General features: G+C 66.6%; 15 protein-coding genes. 9 read left to right on the top strand and 6 right to left on the bottom strand.

Annotated elements, in window-relative coordinates:
- Nucleotides 1–63: 63 nt before the first annotated feature.
- Nucleotides 64–474 carry a hypothetical protein gene (locus WS64_RS22755; protein ID WP_059582953.1) on the bottom strand — a complete coding sequence of 137 codons (411 nt, stop codon included), beginning with the start codon at nt 472–474 and terminating at the stop codon, nt 64–66.
- A gap of 129 nt (nt 475–603) precedes the next feature.
- On the opposite strand from WS64_RS22755, the gene WS64_RS22750 reads away from it, so the two are divergent.
- Complete coding sequence (locus WS64_RS22750) at nt 604–2130, top strand: AMP nucleosidase (protein ID WP_011548157.1); 1527 nt, start codon at nt 604–606, stop codon at nt 2128–2130.
- A 114-nt stretch (nt 2131–2244) separates the two neighbouring features.
- Here the strand turns inward: WS64_RS22750 and WS64_RS22745 are convergent, their stop codons facing one another.
- Nucleotides 2245–2535 (bottom strand): hypothetical protein, encoded by a 291-nt coding sequence (locus WS64_RS22745; protein ID WP_059582944.1) that lies wholly within the window; start codon nt 2533–2535, stop codon nt 2245–2247.
- A gap of 380 nt (nt 2536–2915) precedes the next feature.
- Nucleotides 2916–3677, bottom strand: a complete 762-nt coding sequence (locus tag WS64_RS22740; RefSeq protein WP_060967770.1) for an LOG family protein — start codon at nt 3675–3677, stop codon at nt 2916–2918.
- A 1-nt stretch (nt 3678) separates the two neighbouring features.
- Here WS64_RS22740 and polA point away from each other — a divergent pair, with 1 nt between their 5' ends.
- From polA to WS64_RS22725, 3 genes are all read left to right on the top strand, one after another.
- On the top strand, nt 3679–6432 hold the full coding sequence (gene polA / locus WS64_RS22735) for a DNA polymerase I (RefSeq protein WP_060967769.1): 2754 nt from the start codon (nt 3679–3681) through the stop codon (nt 6430–6432).
- Between the two features lie 279 nt (nt 6433–6711).
- Nucleotides 6712–8046, top strand: coding sequence for an NAD(P)/FAD-dependent oxidoreductase (locus tag WS64_RS22730; protein WP_060967768.1), 1335 nt, complete (start codon nt 6712–6714; stop codon nt 8044–8046).
- A gap of 360 nt (nt 8047–8406) precedes the next feature.
- Entirely contained in the window at nt 8407–9282 is an 876-nt protein-coding gene (locus tag WS64_RS22725; protein WP_059582935.1) for a dienelactone hydrolase family protein, read from the top strand.
- A 54-nt stretch (nt 9283–9336) separates the two neighbouring features.
- On the opposite strand, the gene WS64_RS22720 is transcribed toward WS64_RS22725, so the two are convergent.
- Nucleotides 9337–10206: a sulfurtransferase gene (locus WS64_RS22720; RefSeq protein WP_059582932.1), complete on the bottom strand. Its 870-nt coding sequence runs from the start codon at nt 10204–10206 to the stop codon at nt 9337–9339.
- Between the two features lie 117 nt (nt 10207–10323).
- Nucleotides 10324–11430, bottom strand: a complete 1107-nt coding sequence (locus WS64_RS22715; protein ID WP_059582927.1) for an aromatic ring-hydroxylating oxygenase subunit alpha — start codon at nt 11428–11430, stop codon at nt 10324–10326.
- 269 nt (nt 11431–11699) lie between these two features.
- Here WS64_RS22715 and WS64_RS22710 point away from each other — a divergent pair, with 269 nt between their 5' ends.
- The 4 genes from WS64_RS22710 (at nt 11700) to folE2 (ending at nt 15824) form a co-directional block, all read left to right on the top strand.
- A complete protein-coding gene (locus tag WS64_RS22710) occupies nt 11700–11993 on the top strand; it encodes an exodeoxyribonuclease VII small subunit (protein WP_006479428.1) in 294 nt (97 codons plus the stop codon).
- Complete coding sequence (locus WS64_RS22705) at nt 11990–12874, top strand: polyprenyl synthetase family protein (protein ID WP_050011336.1); 885 nt, start codon at nt 11990–11992, stop codon at nt 12872–12874. The genes WS64_RS22710 and WS64_RS22705 overlap by 4 nt, the downstream gene beginning before the upstream one ends.
- 81 nt (nt 12875–12955) lie before the next feature.
- Entirely contained in the window at nt 12956–14860 is a 1905-nt protein-coding gene (gene dxs, locus WS64_RS22700; protein WP_059582921.1) for a 1-deoxy-D-xylulose-5-phosphate synthase, read from the top strand.
- 154 nt (nt 14861–15014) lie between these two features.
- On the top strand, nt 15015–15824 hold the full coding sequence (folE2, locus tag WS64_RS22695) for a GTP cyclohydrolase FolE2 (RefSeq protein WP_059583149.1): 810 nt from the start codon (nt 15015–15017) through the stop codon (nt 15822–15824).
- A gap of 87 nt (nt 15825–15911) precedes the next feature.
- Here folE2 and tsaD read toward each other — a convergent pair whose 3' ends face one another.
- On the bottom strand, nt 15912–16952 hold the full coding sequence (gene tsaD / locus WS64_RS22690; RefSeq protein ID WP_060967767.1) for a tRNA (adenosine(37)-N6)-threonylcarbamoyltransferase complex transferase subunit TsaD: 1041 nt from the start codon (nt 16950–16952) through the stop codon (nt 15912–15914).
- Between the two features lie 121 nt (nt 16953–17073).
- Here tsaD and WS64_RS22685 point away from each other — a divergent pair, with 121 nt between their 5' ends.
- Complete coding sequence (locus WS64_RS22685; RefSeq protein ID WP_260427672.1) at nt 17074–18303, top strand: BaiN/RdsA family NAD(P)/FAD-dependent oxidoreductase; 1230 nt, start codon at nt 17074–17076, stop codon at nt 18301–18303.
- Nucleotides 18304–18404 lie beyond the last annotated feature (101 nt).

The following is an 18404-nucleotide window of genomic DNA, read 5'->3' as shown; positions in this document are numbered from 1 at the left end:
GGCGTGCATCGCGACAACGGGTGAAGGGGCGGCGCGGCGCGCTCGGTGCGCGGCGCCGCGGAATCAGTAGCGCAGGTTCAGCGACGGCAGGCGCGTGATCGGGATGCCGGCGTCGTGCGGCTTCGGCGACGTGTCGGGCGTCGAGCTCATCTGATAGCGCGTGCCGAAGTTCGACTTCACGTCGATCTCGACCGGCTTGCCGCGGTCGCGGTACTCGGTGACTTCGGTGCCGTTCTTGCTCTTTTCGTGGAAGCTCGGCGTGCGGCGGATGTCGGCGAAATCCACTTTCGACGTGACTTCGGCGCCCGGCCGGTTGATCTTGCGGAGATCGGGCAGGCCGGCGGCTTCGTTGGCCTCGGCCCGGGCCTGCGCGTCGGCGCCCGGCGCGTCGGCCTCAGGCGTGCCGCCGGCGGCGTGAGCGACGCTGGCGGCGGCAAACGCGACGGCAGCGGCGACGAAAATGAGCGGCTTCATGATGAGTCTCCAGTGAACCCACCGATTTTAGCAAATACTGCGCGCCATCCGGCCCCTGCGTGTGCGGGGGCGGCCATAAAGGCGCCCGAGTTCCGTGGTAATGTCGTCGGATCAGACGAGGTGATGAAAATGAAGAACGATTTGAGCCGCCGGCACCGTGTGCTGTCGCCCGAAAGCCCGTCGGTCGAGGCTTTCGACGATCCGATCGCCGCGGTCGCGCGGCTGTCCGCCATCTACGACACGAACACGGGCTTCCTGCGCGATGCGTTCGCGCGCTATCGCCGCCACGAAGCGATTACCGAGCACGTGCGCGCATGCTATCCGTTCGTGCGGATCCGCACCGACGTCAACACGCACGTCGATTCGCGCCGCTCGTACGGCTTCGTCGCGGGCCCCGGCGTATTCGAGACGACGGTCACGCGCCCCGATCTCTTCGCGAACTACTACCGCGAGCAACTGCGCCTGCTGGCGAAGAACCACCATGTCAAGATCGAGATCGGCGTATCGTCGCAGCCGATTCCGATCCATTTCGCGTTTCCGGAAGGCATTCATCTCGAGGGCGAACTCGATCGCGACCGGCTGCTCGCGATGCGCGACATCTTCGACACGCCCGACCTGTCGTATCTCGACGACCGCATCGTCAACGGCACGTTCGAGCCGGCGCCCGGCGAGCCGCATCCGCTCGCGCTGTTCACGGCCGCGCGCGTCGACTTCTCGCTGCACCGGCTGCGCCACTACACGGCGACGTCGCCCACGCACTTCCAGAATTACGTGCTCTACACGAACTACCAGTTCTACATCGACGAGTTCGTGAAGCTCGGCCGCACGATGATGACGGAAAGCGACGATCCCGAGGTGCGCGCGTACCGCAGCGAGTACAGCGCGTTCGTCGAGCCGGGCGACGTCGTCACGTACAACGCGAACCTCGGCGGCGAGCCGGCCGAGGGCACCGCGCCGCCGCGCCTGCCGCAGATGCCCGCGTATCATCTGAAGCGCGCGGACGGCAGCGGGATCACGATGGTCAACATCGGCGTCGGCCCGTCGAACGCGAAGACGATCACCGATCACATCGCGGTGCTGCGTCCGCACGCGTGGGTGATGCTCGGCCACTGCGCAGGGCTGCGCAACACGCAGCGTCTCGGCGACTACGTGCTCGCGCACGGTTACGTGCGGGAAGATCACGTGCTCGACGCCGACCTGCCGCTGTGGGTGCCGATCCCGGCGCTGGCCGAAGTGCAGCTCGCGCTCGAGCGCGGCGTGGCCGAGGTCACGCGGCTGGAGGGCGTGGAACTGAAGCGCGTGATGCGCACGGGCACGGTCGCGAGCGTCGACAACCGCAACTGGGAGCTGCGCGACCATCGTGAGCCCGTGCAGCGGCTGTCGCAAAGCCGCGCGATCGCGCTCGACATGGAAAGCGCGACGATCGCCGCGAACGGCTTCCGCTTCCGGGTGCCGTACGGCACGTTGCTGTGCGTGTCGGACAAGCCGCTGCACGGCGAGCTGAAGTTGCCGGGCATGGCCGACACGTTCTATCGCGGGCAGGTCGACCAGCATCTGCAGATCGGCGTGAAGGCGATGGAGATCCTGCGCACGAACGGGCTCGACAAGCTGCATAGTCGGAAGCTGCGGAGCTTTGCGGAAGTGGCGTTTCAGTAACGGCACGGCGCAACGGCATCCATCACGACAAAGGCCGCATGCGAACTTGCGTTCACGTGCGGCCTTGTTCTTTTCGTTTCGGTGCGAAGGCCGGGCGGCCCCGCGCCCGGGCGCTCAGCATTCGCCCTTTTTCGCGTGTCCCGGCGGGCAGTGATAGCCGCCACGCCCGCGATAGTGCTGGTGCTCTTCCCATTCGCGGCGTTCCCAGTAGCGGCGGCCGTCCCAGTAGCGGTCGCCGTGCCAGCCGACGATGACCGCCGGTGCGGGGGCGACCACGACGGGGGCGGGCGCGACGACGACCGGCGCGGGCGTGCCGATGTTGACGTCGACGTTGACGGCGTGAGCGAGGCCGGACAGCGAAAGGCCGAGGCCGGCGAAAGCGAGGGCGATCAGCGAGCGTTGCATGTTCTTTTCCGTGGTGTCGTGATGAATAGGCCGACGCGACGCGATGGAAGCGAGGGGGGCGCTCCACCGGGGGAACGCCGCGCCGACAGAATGCAGTGTGCTGCCGCGCGACGGAAAAGGCGAGTCGTGATTATTACGGAGGATTGGCGGTGCACAGGCGCGCGAAGGGCCATCCATTTGACATTGGCGGGCCGCCGGTGCGGCTGATCCCGCCGCATGACGCAGCGCCGACTGCGGGATTTGACATTCGACCGCGCGCGGCGGCGAACGGGCATTAACAGCGCGTTACAAAGTCACGACCGGCGGGCCACCGGATCGCGCTGCCCTTTGCGTGAAAAGCACGACAGCCGGCCGTCGGGCCGGCTGTCGTCACTGACCGGTTACAGATAGAACATCCGGTCTTCTTCAGGCCGCGGCGGTTGACCGTCGCCGTCCGAACCTTCTTCTTCCTCGCCGCTGTCCTCGTAGAACGCGAGCACCGCGTCGAGCACCTGGTCGGGATCGTCGATCACCTGCATCAGGTTCATGTCTTCCGGATTGATCAGGCCCATCGGAATCAGTTGATCGCGGAACCATTGCAGCAGCCCCTGCCAGAATTCGCTGCCGACCAGGATGATCGGCACGAGGCGCGACTTCTTCGTCTGGATCAGCGTGAGCACTTCGGACAGTTCGTCGAGCGTGCCGAAGCCGCCCGGCATCACGATCACGGCATCCGAGTTCTTCACGAACGTGACCTTGCGCGTGAAGAAATGGCGGAAGCGCAGCGAGATGTCCTGATAGTGGTTGCCGGCCTGCTCGTGCGGCAGCTCGATGTTCAGGCCGACCGACGGCGCCTTGCCGGCGTGCGCACCCTTGTTCGCGGCTTCCATGATGCCGGGGCCGCCGCCGGAGATCACCGCGAAGCCGGCGTCCGACAGCTTGCGCGCGATCTGCGCGGCGAGCTTGTAGTGCGGATTGTCGGGTTTGAGGCGGGCAGAACCGTAGATGCTGACAGCCGGGCGGATCTCCGACAGGTACTCGGTCGCCTCGATAAACTCTGCCATAATCGTGAACATCTGCCACGATGCGCGCGCCTTCTTGGCCGTCGCGCGTTCTTGATCTGCGAGCGAACGCAGACTCGGAATCACTTTTCTCTTGTTCATAATGCCTGAAGAACGAAATCTGGAAGGTAAGACCCTGCTATTGGTTGACGGTTCGAGCTATCTGTATCGGGCTTACCATGCGATGCCTGATTTGCGTGGCCCTGGCGGGGAGCCGACCGGAGCGCTCTACGGAATCATCAACATGCTGCGCCGTATGCGCAAGGAAGTCAGTGCAGAGTATAGCGCTTGCGTGTTCGATGCAAAGGGCAAGACGTTCCGCGACGACCTTTATGCCGACTATAAGGCAAACCGCCCGTCGATGCCGCCCGATCTCGCCTTGCAGGTCGAGCCGATCCACGGCGCGGTGCGCGCGCTCGGCTGGCCGCTGCTGATGGTCGAAGGCGTCGAGGCCGACGACGTGATCGGCACGCTCGCGCGCGAGGCCGAACGGCACGGGATGAACGTGATCGTGTCGACCGGCGACAAGGATCTCGCGCAGCTCGTCACCGATCGCGTCACGCTCGTCAACACGATGACCAACGAAACGCTCGATCGCGACGGCGTGATCGCGAAGTTCGGCGTGCCGCCCGAGCGGATCATCGACTACCTCGCGCTGATCGGCGACACCGTCGACAACGTGCCGGGCGTCGAGAAGTGCGGGCCGAAGACGGCCGTGAAGTGGCTGTCGCAATACGACAGCCTCGACGGCGTGATCGAACACGCGGGCGAGATCAAGGGCGTGGTCGGCGACAACCTGCGCCGCGCGCTCGATTTCCTGCCGCTCGGCCGCAAGCTCGTGACCGTCGACACGTCGTGCGATCTCGCGCCGCATCTCGAATCGATCGAGGCGTCGCTGAAGACGGACGGCGAGGCGCGCGAGCTGCTGCGCGACATCTTCGCGCGCTACGGCTTCAAGACCTGGCTGCGCGAAGTCGACAGCGCACCCGCGGAAGGCGGCGGCGCCGATGCGCCGGAAGGCGAGCCGGCCCCGGTCGTCGCGGCGGACATCGCGCGCGAATACGACACGATCCAGACCTGGGAGCAGTTCGACGCGTGGTTCGCGAAGATCGACGCGGCCGCGCTGACCGCGTTCGACACCGAGACGACCGCGCTCGATCCGATGCTCGCGCGGCTCGTCGGGCTGTCGTTCTCGGTCGAGCCGGGCAAGGCGGCCTATCTGCCCGTCGCGCACCGCGGCCCCGACATGCCCGAGCAGCTTCCGCTCGACGAAGTGCTCGCGCGCCTGAAGCCGTGGCTCGAATCGGCCGATCGCAAGAAGGTCGGCCAGCACCTGAAGTACGACGCGCAGGTGCTCGCGAACTACGACATCGCGCTGAACGGCATCGAGCACGACACGCTGCTCGAATCGTACGTGCTCGAATCGCACCGCACGCACGACATGGACAGCCTCGCGCTGCGTCATCTGGGCGTCAAGACGATCAAGTACGAGGACGTGGCGGGCAAGGGCGCGAAGCAGATCGGTTTCGACGAAGTGGCGCTCGACCAGGCCGCTGCGTACGCGGCCGAGGATGCGGACATCACGCTGCAGCTCCATCACGCGATGTATCCGCAGGTCGCGCGCGAACCGGGCCTCGAGCGCGTGTACCGCGACATCGAGATGCCGGTGTCGCTCGTGCTGCGCAAGATGGAGCGCACCGGCGTGCTGATCGACGATGCGCTGTTGCAGGCGCAAGGCAGCGAGATCGCGACGCGCCTCATCGAGCTCGAGGGGCAGGCGTACGAGCTGGCCGGCGGCGAATTCAATCTCGGGTCGCCGAAGCAGATCGGGCAGATCTTCTTCGAGAAGCTGCAATTGCCGGTCGTGAAGAAAACGCCGAGCGGCGCGCCGTCGACCGACGAGGAAGTGCTGCAGAAGCTGGCCGAGGACTACCCGCTGCCGAAGGTGCTGCTCGAGCATCGCGGGCTGTCGAAGCTGAAGTCGACCTATACCGACAAGCTGCCGCGCATGGTGAATCCCGCCACCGGCCGCGTGCACACGAACTACGCACAAGCGGTCGCGGTCACGGGCCGGCTTGCGTCGAACGACCCCAATCTTCAGAACATTCCGGTGCGCACGGCCGAAGGTCGGCGCATCCGCGAGGCGTTCATCGCATCGCCGGGCCACCGGATCGTGTCGGCCGACTACTCGCAGATCGAGCTGCGGATCATGGCGCACATTTCCGGCGACGCGTCGCTGCTGCGCGCGTTCTCGCAGGGCGAGGACATCCATCGCGCGACGGCCGCCGAAGTGTTCGGCGTGACGCCGCTGGAGGTTAATTCCGACCAGCGCCGGATCGCGAAGGTGATCAACTTCGGGCTCATCTACGGGATGAGCGCGTTCGGGCTTGCATCGAATCTCGGCATCACGCGCGACGCGGCGAAGCTCTATATCGACCGCTATTTCACCCGCTATCCGGGCGTCGCGCAGTACATGGAAGACACGCGTGCGACCGCGAAGGAGAAGGGCTACGTCGAAACCGTTTTCGGTCGCCGCCTGTGGCTGCCCGAGATCAACGGCGGCAACGGCCCGCGCCGCCAGGCGGCCGAGCGCGCGGCGATCAATGCACCGATGCAGGGCACGGCGGCCGACCTGATCAAGCTGTCGATGATCGCGGTGGACGACTGGCTGACGCGCGACAAGCTCGCGTCGCGGATGATCATGCAGGTACACGATGAACTGGTGCTCGAGGTGCCGGAAGGCGAGCTGCCGCTCGTGCGCGAGAAACTACCGGAAATGATGTGCGGCGTCGCGAAGCTGAAGGTGCCGCTGGTCGCCGAGGTGGGCGCCGGCGCGAACTGGGAAGAGGCACACTGACGCACCCCCGCGCGGTTCCCGTTTCCCGCGGCATATTGTTGCAGGGATGCCAAATATCGAGATGGTTTGCTTGTGGTCAACGCGCAAGCTCCCGGACAATGCATGTGAGTCATGTCATTGACGCGGGGCGGCGCGCCCTGCGTTCCGGATCGGACGCATCGAAGTGCTTCGAACTGCACATCGATGATGTCCGAACCGGTTAATCCACCGGGCGGCGCGCGTATAGGGCGTTTGCTTCATCCGGCGGCAGCAGTTTCGAATCGCAAAGGGGGGAATCAGATGCATCGGATCATCATCGTAGGCGGAGGCGCCGGCGGCCTGGAACTGGCGACGCGGCTCGGCGACCGTTACGGCGCGCGCGGCAATCGTCCCGCGCGTGCGCTTGTCACGCTCGTCGACCGCAATCCGACGCACATCTGGAAACCGTTGCTGCACGAGGTCGCGGCCGGCAGCATGGACCCGTTCACGCAGGAGCTCGAGTATGCGGCGCAGGCGCGCTGGCACGGCTTCGAGTTCCAGCAGGGCGAGCTGACCGGGCTCGATCGCGCGGCGAAGCGCGTCACGCTGTCGCCCCTCAACGACAGCGACGGCGCGGAGCTGTTGCCGGCGCGCGAGCTGGAATACGACACGCTCGTGATCGCGATCGGCAGCACGACCCACTTCTTCGGCGTGCAGGGCGCACCGGAAAACGCGATCGCGCTCGACACGGTCGGGGAGGCCGAACGCTTCCGCAAGCGGCTGATCGCGGCGTGCATGCGCGCCGAGCACCAGGCGCCGGCGCCGAGCGCGCCGGGCGAGTCGGCCGAACCGCGCATCCAGGTCGTGATCGTCGGCGGCGGCGCGACGGGCGTCGAGTTGTCCGCGGAACTGCGCAATACCGCGCAGGTGCTGTCCGCGTACGGGCTGCACAAGCTCGATCCGCGCCATGACGTCGGCATCGTGCTGATCGAATCGGGGCCGCGGATCCTGCCGGCACTGCAGGAGCGCGTGTCGGCAGCGACGGCCGAACTGCTCGAGAAGCTCGGCGTGCGGCTGATGCTCGGCGAGCGCGTGACCGAGGTGGCGCCCGGGTTCGTGCATACCGCGAGCGGCAAGGCGGTGCGCGCGGACCTGACGGTCTGGGCGGCGGGCATCAAGGCGCCGTCCGTGCTTTCGCACCTCGACGGCCTCCAGGTCAACAAGCTCGGGCAGCTCGACGTGCGCCGCACGCTGCAGACCTTCACCGACGACAACGTGTTCGCGCTCGGCGATTGCGCGGCCTGCGCATGGCCCGGCAACGAACGCAACGTCCCGCCGCGCGCGCAGGCGGCGCACCAGCAGGCGAGTTTCCTGCTCAAGGCGATCGGCTGCCGGCTCGAGGGGCGCCCGCTGCCCGAGTTCACGTATCGCGATTTCGGTTCGCTCGTGTCGCTCGGCCACTTCAGTGCGGTCGGCAACCTGATGGGCGGGCTGATCGGCGGCAACATGCTGATCGAAGGGCTGTTCGCGCGCTTCATGTACATGTCGCTGTATCGGCTGCACATCGCGGCGCTGCACGGTTATCCGCGGATGATGCTCGACACGGTCGCGCACTGGTTGCGGCGCACGACGCTGCCGCGCGTCAAGCTGCACTGATCGCACGCTTGCGCGCGGAGCGGGCGGGGATGCGCCTGTCGAGCGTGTTCGCCGCCCGTTTTTCGTTTCGATTTGCAACGATTCGGCCGCGCGACGAACCGCGATACGGGCCGCCGCACGGTCGCTCGGCGGCCCGTCGGCAGGCCGCCGTGCGATGATCGATTCGATCGCCGCAGCGCGTGGTAATCGAGTCTTACACATCCGACAGTTGACGCGACAACGGATTATTGGGCATCTTGTCCGGGTTTTCGTTTGCGGCGGGGTGCCAACCGCCGCGACATCCGCGCCGTGCGCCGGTGCGATGCCCCGTCATGCCGTATCCGCGATCGTGACGGCGGCGCCCAATCGAGGAGTGCATTCATGTTGAAACCCGAAGTCGACAGCCTGGTCCCCCATGTCCCGTTCTCGCGCCGCAAGTTCATGCAGGCTGCGCTGGGCGGCACCTTCGCGGCGGCCGTGCTGCCCGTGTCGGCGCAGACGGTCACGACCGACAGCGCCGGGCTGGACGTCGACACCATCGAGATCCGCTCGGGCGATGCGAGCGTGCCGGCTTATCGCGCGCAGCCGGTCGACAAGACGAACCTGCCGGTCGTCATCGTGATTCACGAGATCTTCGGCGTGCACGCGCATATCGCCGATGTGTGCCGGCGCTTCGCGAAGCTCGGCTATCTCGCGATCGCGCCCGACCTGTTCGCCCGGCAGGGCAACGCGGCGAAGTATCCGACGATCCAGGCGCTGGTCGACAACATCGTCAGCAAGGTGCCGGACCGGCAGGTGACGGAGGATCTCGACGCGACGGTCGCGTGGGCCGGCAAGAACGGCGGCGACCTGACGCGCCTCGGTGTGACCGGGTTCTGCTGGGGCGGCCGCCAAGCGTGGTTGTATGCGGAACACAATCCGCACGTGCGGGCCGCGGTGGCGTGGTACGGGTTCGTCGAGGGCAAGACCGACGAGATGACGCCGTTCAACCCGGTCGATCACGCCTCGTTGTTGAAGGTGCCGGTACTCGGCCTGTACGGCGAGAAGGATCAGAACATCACGCAGGCGTCGCTCGCGGACATGCGCAAGGCGATCCAGGCGAGCGATTCGAAGCTCGCGCGCGAATCGGAGATCGTCGTGTATCCGGATGCCGGCCACGCGTTCTTCGCCGATTACCGGCCGAGCTATGTGAAGGCCGATGCCGAGGATGGCTGGAAGCGCGCGATCGAGTGGTTCCACAAGTACGGCGTGATGTAAACGACGAGCGGCGGCATCGGCCGCCGCATCATCCTCATCGCGTCGCGTGGGTGCTCAAGGGTTCGGGCCGGTCGCGATCGGCCGCGACGGATCGGCGCTCCATTCGCTCCACGAGCCCGGGTACAGCGACGCGCCGTGCAGGCCGGCCACTTCCAGCGCCAGCGCGTTGTGGCATGCGGTGACGCCGGAGCCGCATTGCAGGATCACGCGGTTCGGCTCGGTGCCGGCCAGCACGGCGGTGAATGCCTCGCGCAATTCATGGCCGGTCTTGAAGCGGCCGTCGGCAGTCAGGTTGTCCTTGAAGAAGCGGTTGCGCGCACCGGGAATGTGGCCGCCTACCCGATCGATCGTTTCATTTTCGCCGCGATAGCGGTCCGGCGCGCGTGCATCGATCACGACGCGCGCGGGCGACGACACGTTCGCGAGCACGGCTGCTGCATCGACCGTCGATTCGAGTGGCGTTGCCGTGCGGAAATCGCCGGCGGCCGGTTGCGGCACGTCGGTCGTCAGCGGCTGGCCGGCCGCTTCCCACGCCTGCAGCCCGCCGTCGAGCACGGCAACCGAATCGTGGCCGAGCCAGCGCAGCAGCCACCACAGGCGCGCCGCATAGGCGCCGCCTTGCGCGTCGTACGCGACCACCTGCTGCCCCTGCTTGAGGCCGCGGCTCGCGAGCAGCGTGGCGAGCGCGTCGCGGGTCGGCAGCGGATGGCGGCCGTTGGTGCCCGTCTTGCGGCCGGACAGGTCGCGATCGAGATGAAGATATTGCGCGCCGGGGAGGTGGCCGGCCGCGTAGGCGGCCTCGCCGGCGCCGGGATCGGCGAGATCGAAGCGGCAGTCGAACAGCGCGACGCTGCCGGGCGCCGCGGCCAGGCGCTCGGCGAGATTGGCGGCGGAGATGAGCGTGGTGTAATGAGTGTGTGGCATGACGGCTCCCTGGAGTGCGAATGGCCTGACACTCCAAGTCTAAACAAAAAAAGACGGGCCGAAGCCCGTCTTTTCGCTTGCCGGCGGCCGGGCGGCGTCAAGGCGCCGCGGCCGCTGTCAGAGGTCGCCGAGGTGGCGGCGCAGGAACTCGTGGAAGTGCTGCATCCCGTCTTCCATCGGGCTCTGGTACGGGCCGACCTGCGACTCGCCGCGGGCCATCAGCGCTCGGCGGCCTGCGTCCATCCGCATCGCGATCTCGTCGTCCTCGACGGCCGTTTCCATATAGGCCGCGCGCTCGGCCTCGACGAATTCGCGTTCGAACAGTGCGATTTCCTCGGGGTAATAGAACTCGACGATGTTGGTGGTTTTCTGCGGCCCGCGCGGGATCAGCCACGACACGACCAGCACGTGCGGATACCACTCGATCATCAGGCCCGGGTAGTAGACCATCCAGATCGCGCCGAACTCCGGCGGCACGCCGTTGCGGAACTTCAGCACCTGCTCGTGCCATTTCTGGTAAGTCGCGCTGCCCGGTTTCGCGAGGGCGTTGTGCACGCCGACCGTCTGCACGCTGTACCAGTCGCCGAACTCCCATTTGAGATCGTCGCACGACACGAAGCTGCCGAGGCCCGGGTGGAACGGGACGACGTGATAATCCTCGAGGTAGACCTCGATGAACGTCTTCCAGTTGTAATCGCACTCGTGCACTTCGACGTGATCGAACAGGTACTCGGAGAAGTCGAAGTGATGCTTGGTGCCGAGGTTGGCGAGGTCGCGCGCGACGTTGCGGCCCTCGGCCTCGAACAGCAGCCCCTGCCAGTTCTGCAGCGGGCTCTTGCCGAGGTTCAGGCACGGCTTGTCGGGGAAGTGCGGCGCGCCGAGCAGCTCGCCTTCGAGGTCGTACGTCCAGCGGTGCAGCGGGCACACGATGTTCTGCGTGTGGCCGCGCCCGTTGAGCATGATCGCCTGCCGGTGGCGGCACACGTTCGACAGCAGTTCGATCCGGTTCGTCTGGTTACGGACCAGCACGCGGCCTTCCTTCTCGGACGGCAGCGCAAAATAATCCCCCGCCTCGGGCACCATCAGCTCGTGCCCGACGTAACGAGGTCCTTTCTTGAAGAGGGTTTCGATCTCGCGCTCGAGTAGCGCCTCATCGAAATATGCAGTGACTGGAAGCTGGCTGTGGGCCGACTTCAACTGAAGCGCATCGCTCAGATTGGACATTCCCACTCCCGGTGTTAGCGTGAAAGCAGTGAACAACCCAACCATCGAAAAATCGATTTAGGGAAACGCAGAATTATACCCGGTTCGCCTCGCAAGGCTAGGATTAAGTGCCTGATTTGTGTCAATTTTTTGTCGAGCTACCCTCGAAAGGCGCACACTGTGCGTCGAAGATGGGGCCGGAATTGTGCGCGGGCGCCCAAGACGGCAGGTCGGAAAATTCTCTTTTGCCGTAGAATGTCCGACTTGTTTTGAAATTTGACACCTCGTCCATGGCGAAAACCGCATCCCCAGGCGCCACGCCGCCCGGCAATGGCACCGAACCGTTGCCGGACAATTACGAGATGGCGCTCGCGGAACTCGAGACGCTGGTTGCCCGGATGGAAGGCGGCGCGTTGAGCCTCGAGGATTCACTGGCGGCGTATCGTCGCGGTGCGACCCTCGTTGCGTTTTGCCAACAGCAGCTCGAGAAAGTGGAGCAGCAAGTCCGCGTGCTCGACGGCGCGACGCTGAAGCCGCTTTCGTCCGGAACGGCCGCCACGGACGGCGAAGACGACGATCTATGACATTCGAACAATGGATGCGGTCCGTGCTTGACCGTGTCGAGGACGCACTCGGCCACTATCTGCCGGCCGAAACCGCGACGCCCGCGAAACTTCACGAGGCGATGCGCTACGCGGTCCTCGGTGGCGGCAAACGCGTTCGCCCGCTGCTGTGCCATGCGGCAGGCGAGCTGACCGGTGCGACGGAGGCGGCCCGCAACGCCGCGGCGGCGGCGCTGGAGATGATCCACGTCTACTCGCTCGTGCATGACGACATGCCGTGCATGGACGACGATGCGCTGCGTCGCGGCAAGCCGACCGTGCACGTGCAGTACGACGAGCCGACGGCCCTGCTGGTCGGCGACGCGCTGCAGTCGCAGGCGTTCGTGGCGCTGACCGACGCCGATGCGCTGTCGCCGGTGCAGCAGGCGGCGCTCGTGCGCGAGCTGGCGCTCGCGAGCGGCTCGATCGGCATGGCCGGCGGGCAGGCGATCGACCTGGCGAGCGTCGGCCTGAAGCTGACGCGCGAGCAGCTCGAAACGATGCACCGGATGAAGACGGGCGCATTGCTGCGCGCGGCCGTGCGAATGGGCGCGCTGGCGGGCGAGACGCCTTCGGCGGAAACGATGGCTGCGCTGGACGTGTACGCTGGGGCCGTGGGTCTGGCCTTCCAGGTCGTCGACGACATTCTCGACGTCACGACCGATTCGGCGACGCTCGGCAAGACGGCCGGCAAGGACGCGGCGAACGACAAGCCGACCTATGTATCGATCCTCGGTCTCGAGGCGTCGCGCGAGCTGGCAGCGCAGCTGCGCGCCGAAGCGCACGACGCGCTGAAACCGTTCGGCGCACGCGCACAGCGTCTCGCCGAACTTGCCGACCTGGTGGTGAACCGGGTCAGCTGACGCGAAAGCCCGCCGCCGCGCACACGCTACGGTGCGTGCAAAAGAATGCGGGCGCGTTTGATTTCCTACAATGGAACGACGATGTACGACTTGCTGAAAACCATCGACGACCCGGCGGATTTGCGCCGCCTCGATCGTCGCCAACTGCAACCGCTCGCGGATGAACTGCGCGCGTTCGTGCTCGACAGCGTGTCGAAGACGGGCGGCCATTTGTCGTCCAACCTCGGGACGGTCGAGCTGACGATCGCGTTGCACTACGTGTTCAACACGCCGAACGATCGCATCGTCTGGGACGTGGGTCACCAGACCTACCCGCACAAGATCCTGACGGGCCGCCGCGACCAGATGCATTCGCTGCGTCAGTACGACGGCATCTCGGGCTTCCCGCGCCGCAGCGAATCCCAATACGACACGTTCGGCACCGCGCACTCGAGCACGTCGATTTCCGCCGCGCTCGGCATGGCGATCGGCAGCCAGCTGAACGGCGACGACCGCTTCTCGATCGCCGTGATCGGCGACGGCGCGATGACGGCCGGCATGGCGTTCGAGGCGATGAACAACGCGGGCGTGTCGGAGGATGCGAAGCTGCTCGTGATCCTGAACGACAACGACATGTCGATCTCGCCGCCGGTCGGCGCGCTGAATCGCCATCTCGCCCGCCTGATGTCGGGCCGCTTCTACGCGGCCGCACGCGCGGGCGTCGAACGTGTGCTGAGCGTCGCGCCGCCGGTGCTCGAACTCGCGCGCAAGCTCGAGGAGCATGCGAAGGGCATGGTCGTGCCGGCCACGCTGTTCGAGGAGTTCGGCTTCAACTACATCGGTCCGATCGACGGTCACGATCTCGATTCGCTGATCCCGACGCTGCAGAACATCCGCGAACTGCGCGGCCCGCAGTTCCTGCACGTGGTGACGAAGAAAGGCCAGGGCTACAAGCTCGCCGAAGCCGATCCCGTGCTCTATCACGGCCCCGGCAAGTTCAATCCGGCCGAAGGCATCAAGCCGTCGACCACGCCTGCGAAGAAGACGTACACGCAGGTGTTCGGCGAGTGGCTGTGCGATGAAGCCGAGCGCGATACGCGCGTGGTCGGCATCACGCCCGCGATGCGCGAAGGCTCGGGCATGGTCGAATTCGAGAAGCGCTTCAAGGATCGCTACTACGACGTCGGCATTGCCGAGCAGCACGCGGTGACGTTCGCGGGCGGTCTCGCGACCGAAGGGCTGAAGCCCGTCGTCGCGATCTACTCGACGTTCCTGCAGCGTGCGTACGACCAGCTGATCCACGACGTCGCGCTGCAGAACCTGCCGGTCGTGTTCGCGATCGACCGCGCGGGCCTCGTCGGCGCGGACGGCGCGACGCATGCGGGCGCGTACGATCTCGCGTTCATGCGCTGCATCCCGAACATGACGATCATGGCCGCATCCGACGAGAACGAATGCCGCCAGATGCTGCACACGGCGCTCCAGCAGCCGAACCCGACCGCGGTGCGCTATCCGCGCGGCGCGGGCACGGGCGTGGCGACGGTGAAGGAATTCACCGAGATCCCGCTCGGCAAGGGCGAAGTGCGTCGCCGCACGTCGCAGCCGGAAGGCAAGCGCGTCGCGATCCTCGCGTTCGGCACGATGGTCGCGCCGTCGCTCGCGGCGGCCGACGAACTCGACGCAACGGTCGCGAACATGCGCTTCGTGAAGCCGATCGATGCGGCGCTCGTGCGCGAGCTCGCCGAAACGCACGACTACGTCGTCACGGTCGAGGAAGGCTGCGTGATGGGCGGCGCGGGCTCGGCCTGCGTGGAAGCCCTGATGGAGAGTGGGGTTATCCGACCCGTACTACAATTGGGCCTCCCTGACCAGTTCATCGATCACGGCGACCCCGCGAAGCTGCTGTCGCAATGCGGCCTCGACGGCGCGGGCATCGCGAAATCGATTCGCGAACGCTTCCTGAACCCGGCGGCCGACGTCGCCGGTCAGGCGAAGCGCGTCGCATAAGCTGACGCCGCCCGCGGGCGGCGTCGGTGCGACTGGCGCAACCGGTCTACATTGATGCGGAAAACATGGGCCTGCGGGCCCATGTTGCTTTTCCGGCTGCCGCATGACGCGGCGTGCGCGTCGTCGAACGCGCGGCTTACAAGGATTGAACAAGATGAACCAGATGAATCCCGCCTTCGTGATGCCCGACGTGCAGAGCACGGTGGATACCCGTCAGATTCCGATTCAGCGCGTGGGCGTGAAGGCGGTCCGGCATCCGTTGACGGTGTGTACCGAAAGCGGCGACGTGCAACCGACGGTCGGCGTCTGGAACCTCGATGTCCGTTTGCCGGCCGATCAGAAGGGCACGCACATGTCGCGCTTCGTCGCGCTGCTCGAAGAGAATCGTGCGCCGCTGACGGTCGAGCGTTTTCGCGCGATGCTCGCATCGATGCTCGAAAAGCTCGAAGCCGAAGCCGGCCGCATCGAAGTCACGTTTCCGTATTTCGTCAACAAGACGGCGCCGGTGTCCGGCGTGCAAAGCCTGCTCGACTATGAAGTGACGCTCGCGGGCGAAAGCCGCAACGGCGATACGCGCCTGTTCCTGAAGGTGCTCGTGCCGGTAACGAGCCTGTGCCCGTGCTCGAAGAAGATCTCGCAATACGGTGCGCACAACCAGCGCTCGCACGTGACGATCGATGCGGAGCTGGCTGCCGATCTGCCGGTCGAGGCGCTGATCCGCATCGCGGAAGAAGAAGCGTCGTGCGAGCTGTGGGGGCTGCTGAAGCGTCCGGACGAGAAGTTCGTCACCGAGCGTGCATACGAGAACCCGAAGTTCGTCGAGGATCTCGTGCGCGATATCGCGCAGCGCCTCGATGCGGACGAGCGCGTGGCCGCTTACGTGCTCGAAGCCGAGAACTTCGAGTCGATCCACAATCACAGCGCGTATGCGTTGATCGAGCGCGACAAGCGGCTGGCTGCATAACGCCACGGCGTCTTGTCGCACCCATGAGAAAGGCCGCTCGTTCGAGCGGCCTTCTGTTTTCCGGCTGACGGTGTCGCGTGGTGCGATTCAGCGTGCGAGCGACGCGAGATCCCAGCGCGGCTTCACCGTGAACGCGTAGTCGGCATTCGCCTGATCGGGCCAGCGGCCGAGCCGCAACGCACCCGCGAGCGCGATCATCGCGCCGTTGTCGGTGCAGAGCGCGAGATCGGGGTAGTGCACGTCGAAGCCGCGCTTGGCCGCGGCCGCCGACAGTGCCGCGCGCAACTGGCGGTTCGCGCCGACGCCGCCCGCGACCACGAGGCGCTTGAGCTTCGTCTTCTTCAGCGCGGCGAGCGACTTCGCGACGAGCACGTCGACGGCCGCATCGACGAAGCCGCGCGCGAGGTCGGCCTTCGCACGTTCGAGTGCTTCGCCTTCCAGCTTCGCCGCTTCGAATTTCTTCATCTGCGTGAGCACGGCGGTCTTCAGGCCGCTGAAGCTGAAGTCGAGATCGCCCGAGTGCAGCATCGGGCGCGGCAGCACGACCGCGCCCGGCGTGCCCGTTTCGGCCAGCTTCGATACTTCAGGGCCGCCCGGGTAGCCGAGGCCGATCAGTTTCGCCGTCTTGTCGAACGCCTCGCCGGCCGCGTCGTCGAGCGTTTCGCCGAGCGTCTCGTACACGCCGACGTCGGTCACGCGCATGAGTTGCGTGTGGCCGCCGGACACCAGCAGCGCGACGAACGGGAACGGCGGCGGCTCGTCGACCAGCAACGGCGACAGCAGATGGCCTTCGAGGTGATGGATGCCGACGGTCGGCTTGTTCCATGCGAGCGCGAGCGCATTCGCGATGCTCGCGCCGACGAGCAGCGCGCCGGCGAGGCCGGGGCCTTGCGTGAACGCGATCGCGTCGATGTCGTCGCGGCGCGTGCCGCTTTGCGCCATCACTTCCTCGAGCAGCGGCAGCGCACGGCGGATGTGGTCGCGCGACGCGAGCTCCGGCACGACGCCGCCGTAGTCGCGGTGCATCGCGATCTGCGAATGGAGCGCGTGCGCGAGCAGGCCGCGCTGCGTGTCGTAGAGCGCGAGGCCGGTTTCGTCGCAGGAGCTTTCGATGCCGAGAACGAGCATGGGCGAGGGCAGGACGCGCCGTTTCGGACGCGCCTCGGGTAGGTCAACGTAACCGGAAAGTATAGCAGGCGAGGGCGGACCGCCGCTGGCGGCGGCCCGGGCCCGATGCCGGGCAGGTACAATCCGCGCCATGGAAACTTATGACATCGCCGTGATCGGCGCGGGCGCCGCCGGCATGATGAGCGCCGCGGTCGCCGGGCAGCTCGGCCGCCGCGTCGTGCTGATCGATCACGCGCCGCGGCTCGCCGAGAAAATCCGCATCTCGGGCGGCGGCCGCTGCAACTTCACGAACCTGTATGCCGGGCCCGACAACTACCTGTCGTCGAATCCGCATTTCGCGCGCTCGGCGCTGGCGCGCTATACGCCGCGCGACTTCCTCGGGCTGCTCAAGCGCCATCGCGTGACCTGGCACGAAAAACACAAGGGCCAGCTCTTTTGCGACCATGGCAGCGACGCGATCATCGACGTGCTGAAACACGAGTGCGACGCGGGCGGCATCGCATGGCGCCGGCCCGTCGTCGTCGACGCGGTGCGCCATGCGCCGTCCGACGGCTTCGTGCTCGATACGCAGCAGGCCGGGCCGATCGGCGCGCGCGCGCTGATCATTGCGACCGGCGGCCTGTCGATCCCGAAGATCGGCGCGACCGACTTCGGCTACCGGCTCGCGAAGCAGTTCGGTCACAAGCTCGTCGATACGCGGCCCGCGCTCGTGCCGCTGACGTTCGCGCCGCAGGACTGGGCGCCGTTCGCGCCGCTGTCCGGCGTGTCGCTCGAAGTGCGCGTATCGACCGGCGACAGGAAGCGCGGCGGCGAATTCGTCGAGGACCTGCTGCTGACCCATCGCGGCCTGTCCGGCCCCGGCATCCTGCAGATCTCGAGCTACTGGCAGCCCGGCGACCCGATTCGCATCGACCTGCTGCCGCAGCGCGACACGGTGGCCGACCTGCTTGAAGCGAAACGCACGTCGAAGCGCCAGATCGGTTCGCTGCTCGCCGACTGGGTGCCGGCGCGCCTCGCGCATGCGTGGCTCGACACGCATCGCGTCGCGGCCGACGCGCGGCTCGCCGATCTGCCCGACAAGACGCTGCGCCAGATCGGCGACGCGCTGTCGGGCTGGACGCTGACGCCGAACGGCACCGAAGGCTACAGGAAGGCCGAAGTGACGAAGGGCGGGGTCGACACGCGGGAGCTGTCGTCGGCGACGATGATGAGCGCGCGCGTGCCGGGGCTGTTCTTCGTCGGCGAGGCGGTGGACGTGACGGGCTGGCTCGGCGGGTACAACTTCCAGTGGGCGTGGGCGTCCGGCACGGCGGCCGGGCAGGCCGCGGCCGAGTATGCGCGCGGTGCCTGACGCGCCGGCCGGCGCCGTTCCGGCGGGGCCCGGCCCCGTGCCTTTGGACAATCGCTCTGCTATACTCGGTAGTCTTTCCCTGCAAACCTTTATTCGTGTCG

Source organism: Burkholderia anthina, from assembly GCF_001547525.1.
Lineage (GTDB): Bacteria > Pseudomonadota > Gammaproteobacteria > Burkholderiales > Burkholderiaceae > Burkholderia > Burkholderia semiarida.
The sequence above is the reverse complement of the archived record's forward strand: the minus strand, read 5'-3'. Positions and strand labels throughout refer to the sequence as shown.

Coding starts and splice junctions, on each gene's coding strand:
- WS64_RS22720 (WP_059582932.1), bottom strand. CDS start 10,206: ATGCCACACACTCATTACACCACGCTCATCTCCGCCGCCAATCTCGCC.
- dxs (WP_059582921.1), top strand. CDS start 12,956: ATGTACGACTTGCTGAAAACCATCGACGACCCGGCGGATTTGCGCCGC.
- WS64_RS22730 (WP_060967768.1), top strand. CDS start 6,712: ATGCATCGGATCATCATCGTAGGCGGAGGCGCCGGCGGCCTGGAACTG.
- tsaD (WP_060967767.1), bottom strand. CDS start 16,952: ATGCTCGTTCTCGGCATCGAAAGCTCCTGCGACGAAACCGGCCTCGCG.
- WS64_RS22755 (WP_059582953.1), bottom strand. CDS start 474: ATGAAGCCGCTCATTTTCGTCGCCGCTGCCGTCGCGTTTGCCGCCGCC.
- WS64_RS22715 (WP_059582927.1), bottom strand. CDS start 11,430: ATGTCCAATCTGAGCGATGCGCTTCAGTTGAAGTCGGCCCACAGCCAG.
- WS64_RS22745 (WP_059582944.1), bottom strand. CDS start 2,535: ATGCAACGCTCGCTGATCGCCCTCGCTTTCGCCGGCCTCGGCCTTTCG.
- WS64_RS22750 (WP_011548157.1), top strand. CDS start 604: ATGAAGAACGATTTGAGCCGCCGGCACCGTGTGCTGTCGCCCGAAAGC.
- WS64_RS22725 (WP_059582935.1), top strand. CDS start 8,407: ATGTTGAAACCCGAAGTCGACAGCCTGGTCCCCCATGTCCCGTTCTCG.
- folE2 (WP_059583149.1), top strand. CDS start 15,015: ATGAACCAGATGAATCCCGCCTTCGTGATGCCCGACGTGCAGAGCACG.
- WS64_RS22710 (WP_006479428.1), top strand. CDS start 11,700: ATGGCGAAAACCGCATCCCCAGGCGCCACGCCGCCCGGCAATGGCACC.
- polA (WP_060967769.1), top strand. CDS start 3,679: ATGCCTGAAGAACGAAATCTGGAAGGTAAGACCCTGCTATTGGTTGAC.
- WS64_RS22705 (WP_050011336.1), top strand. CDS start 11,990: ATGACATTCGAACAATGGATGCGGTCCGTGCTTGACCGTGTCGAGGAC.
- WS64_RS22740 (WP_060967770.1), bottom strand. CDS start 3,677: ATGAACAAGAGAAAAGTGATTCCGAGTCTGCGTTCGCTCGCAGATCAA.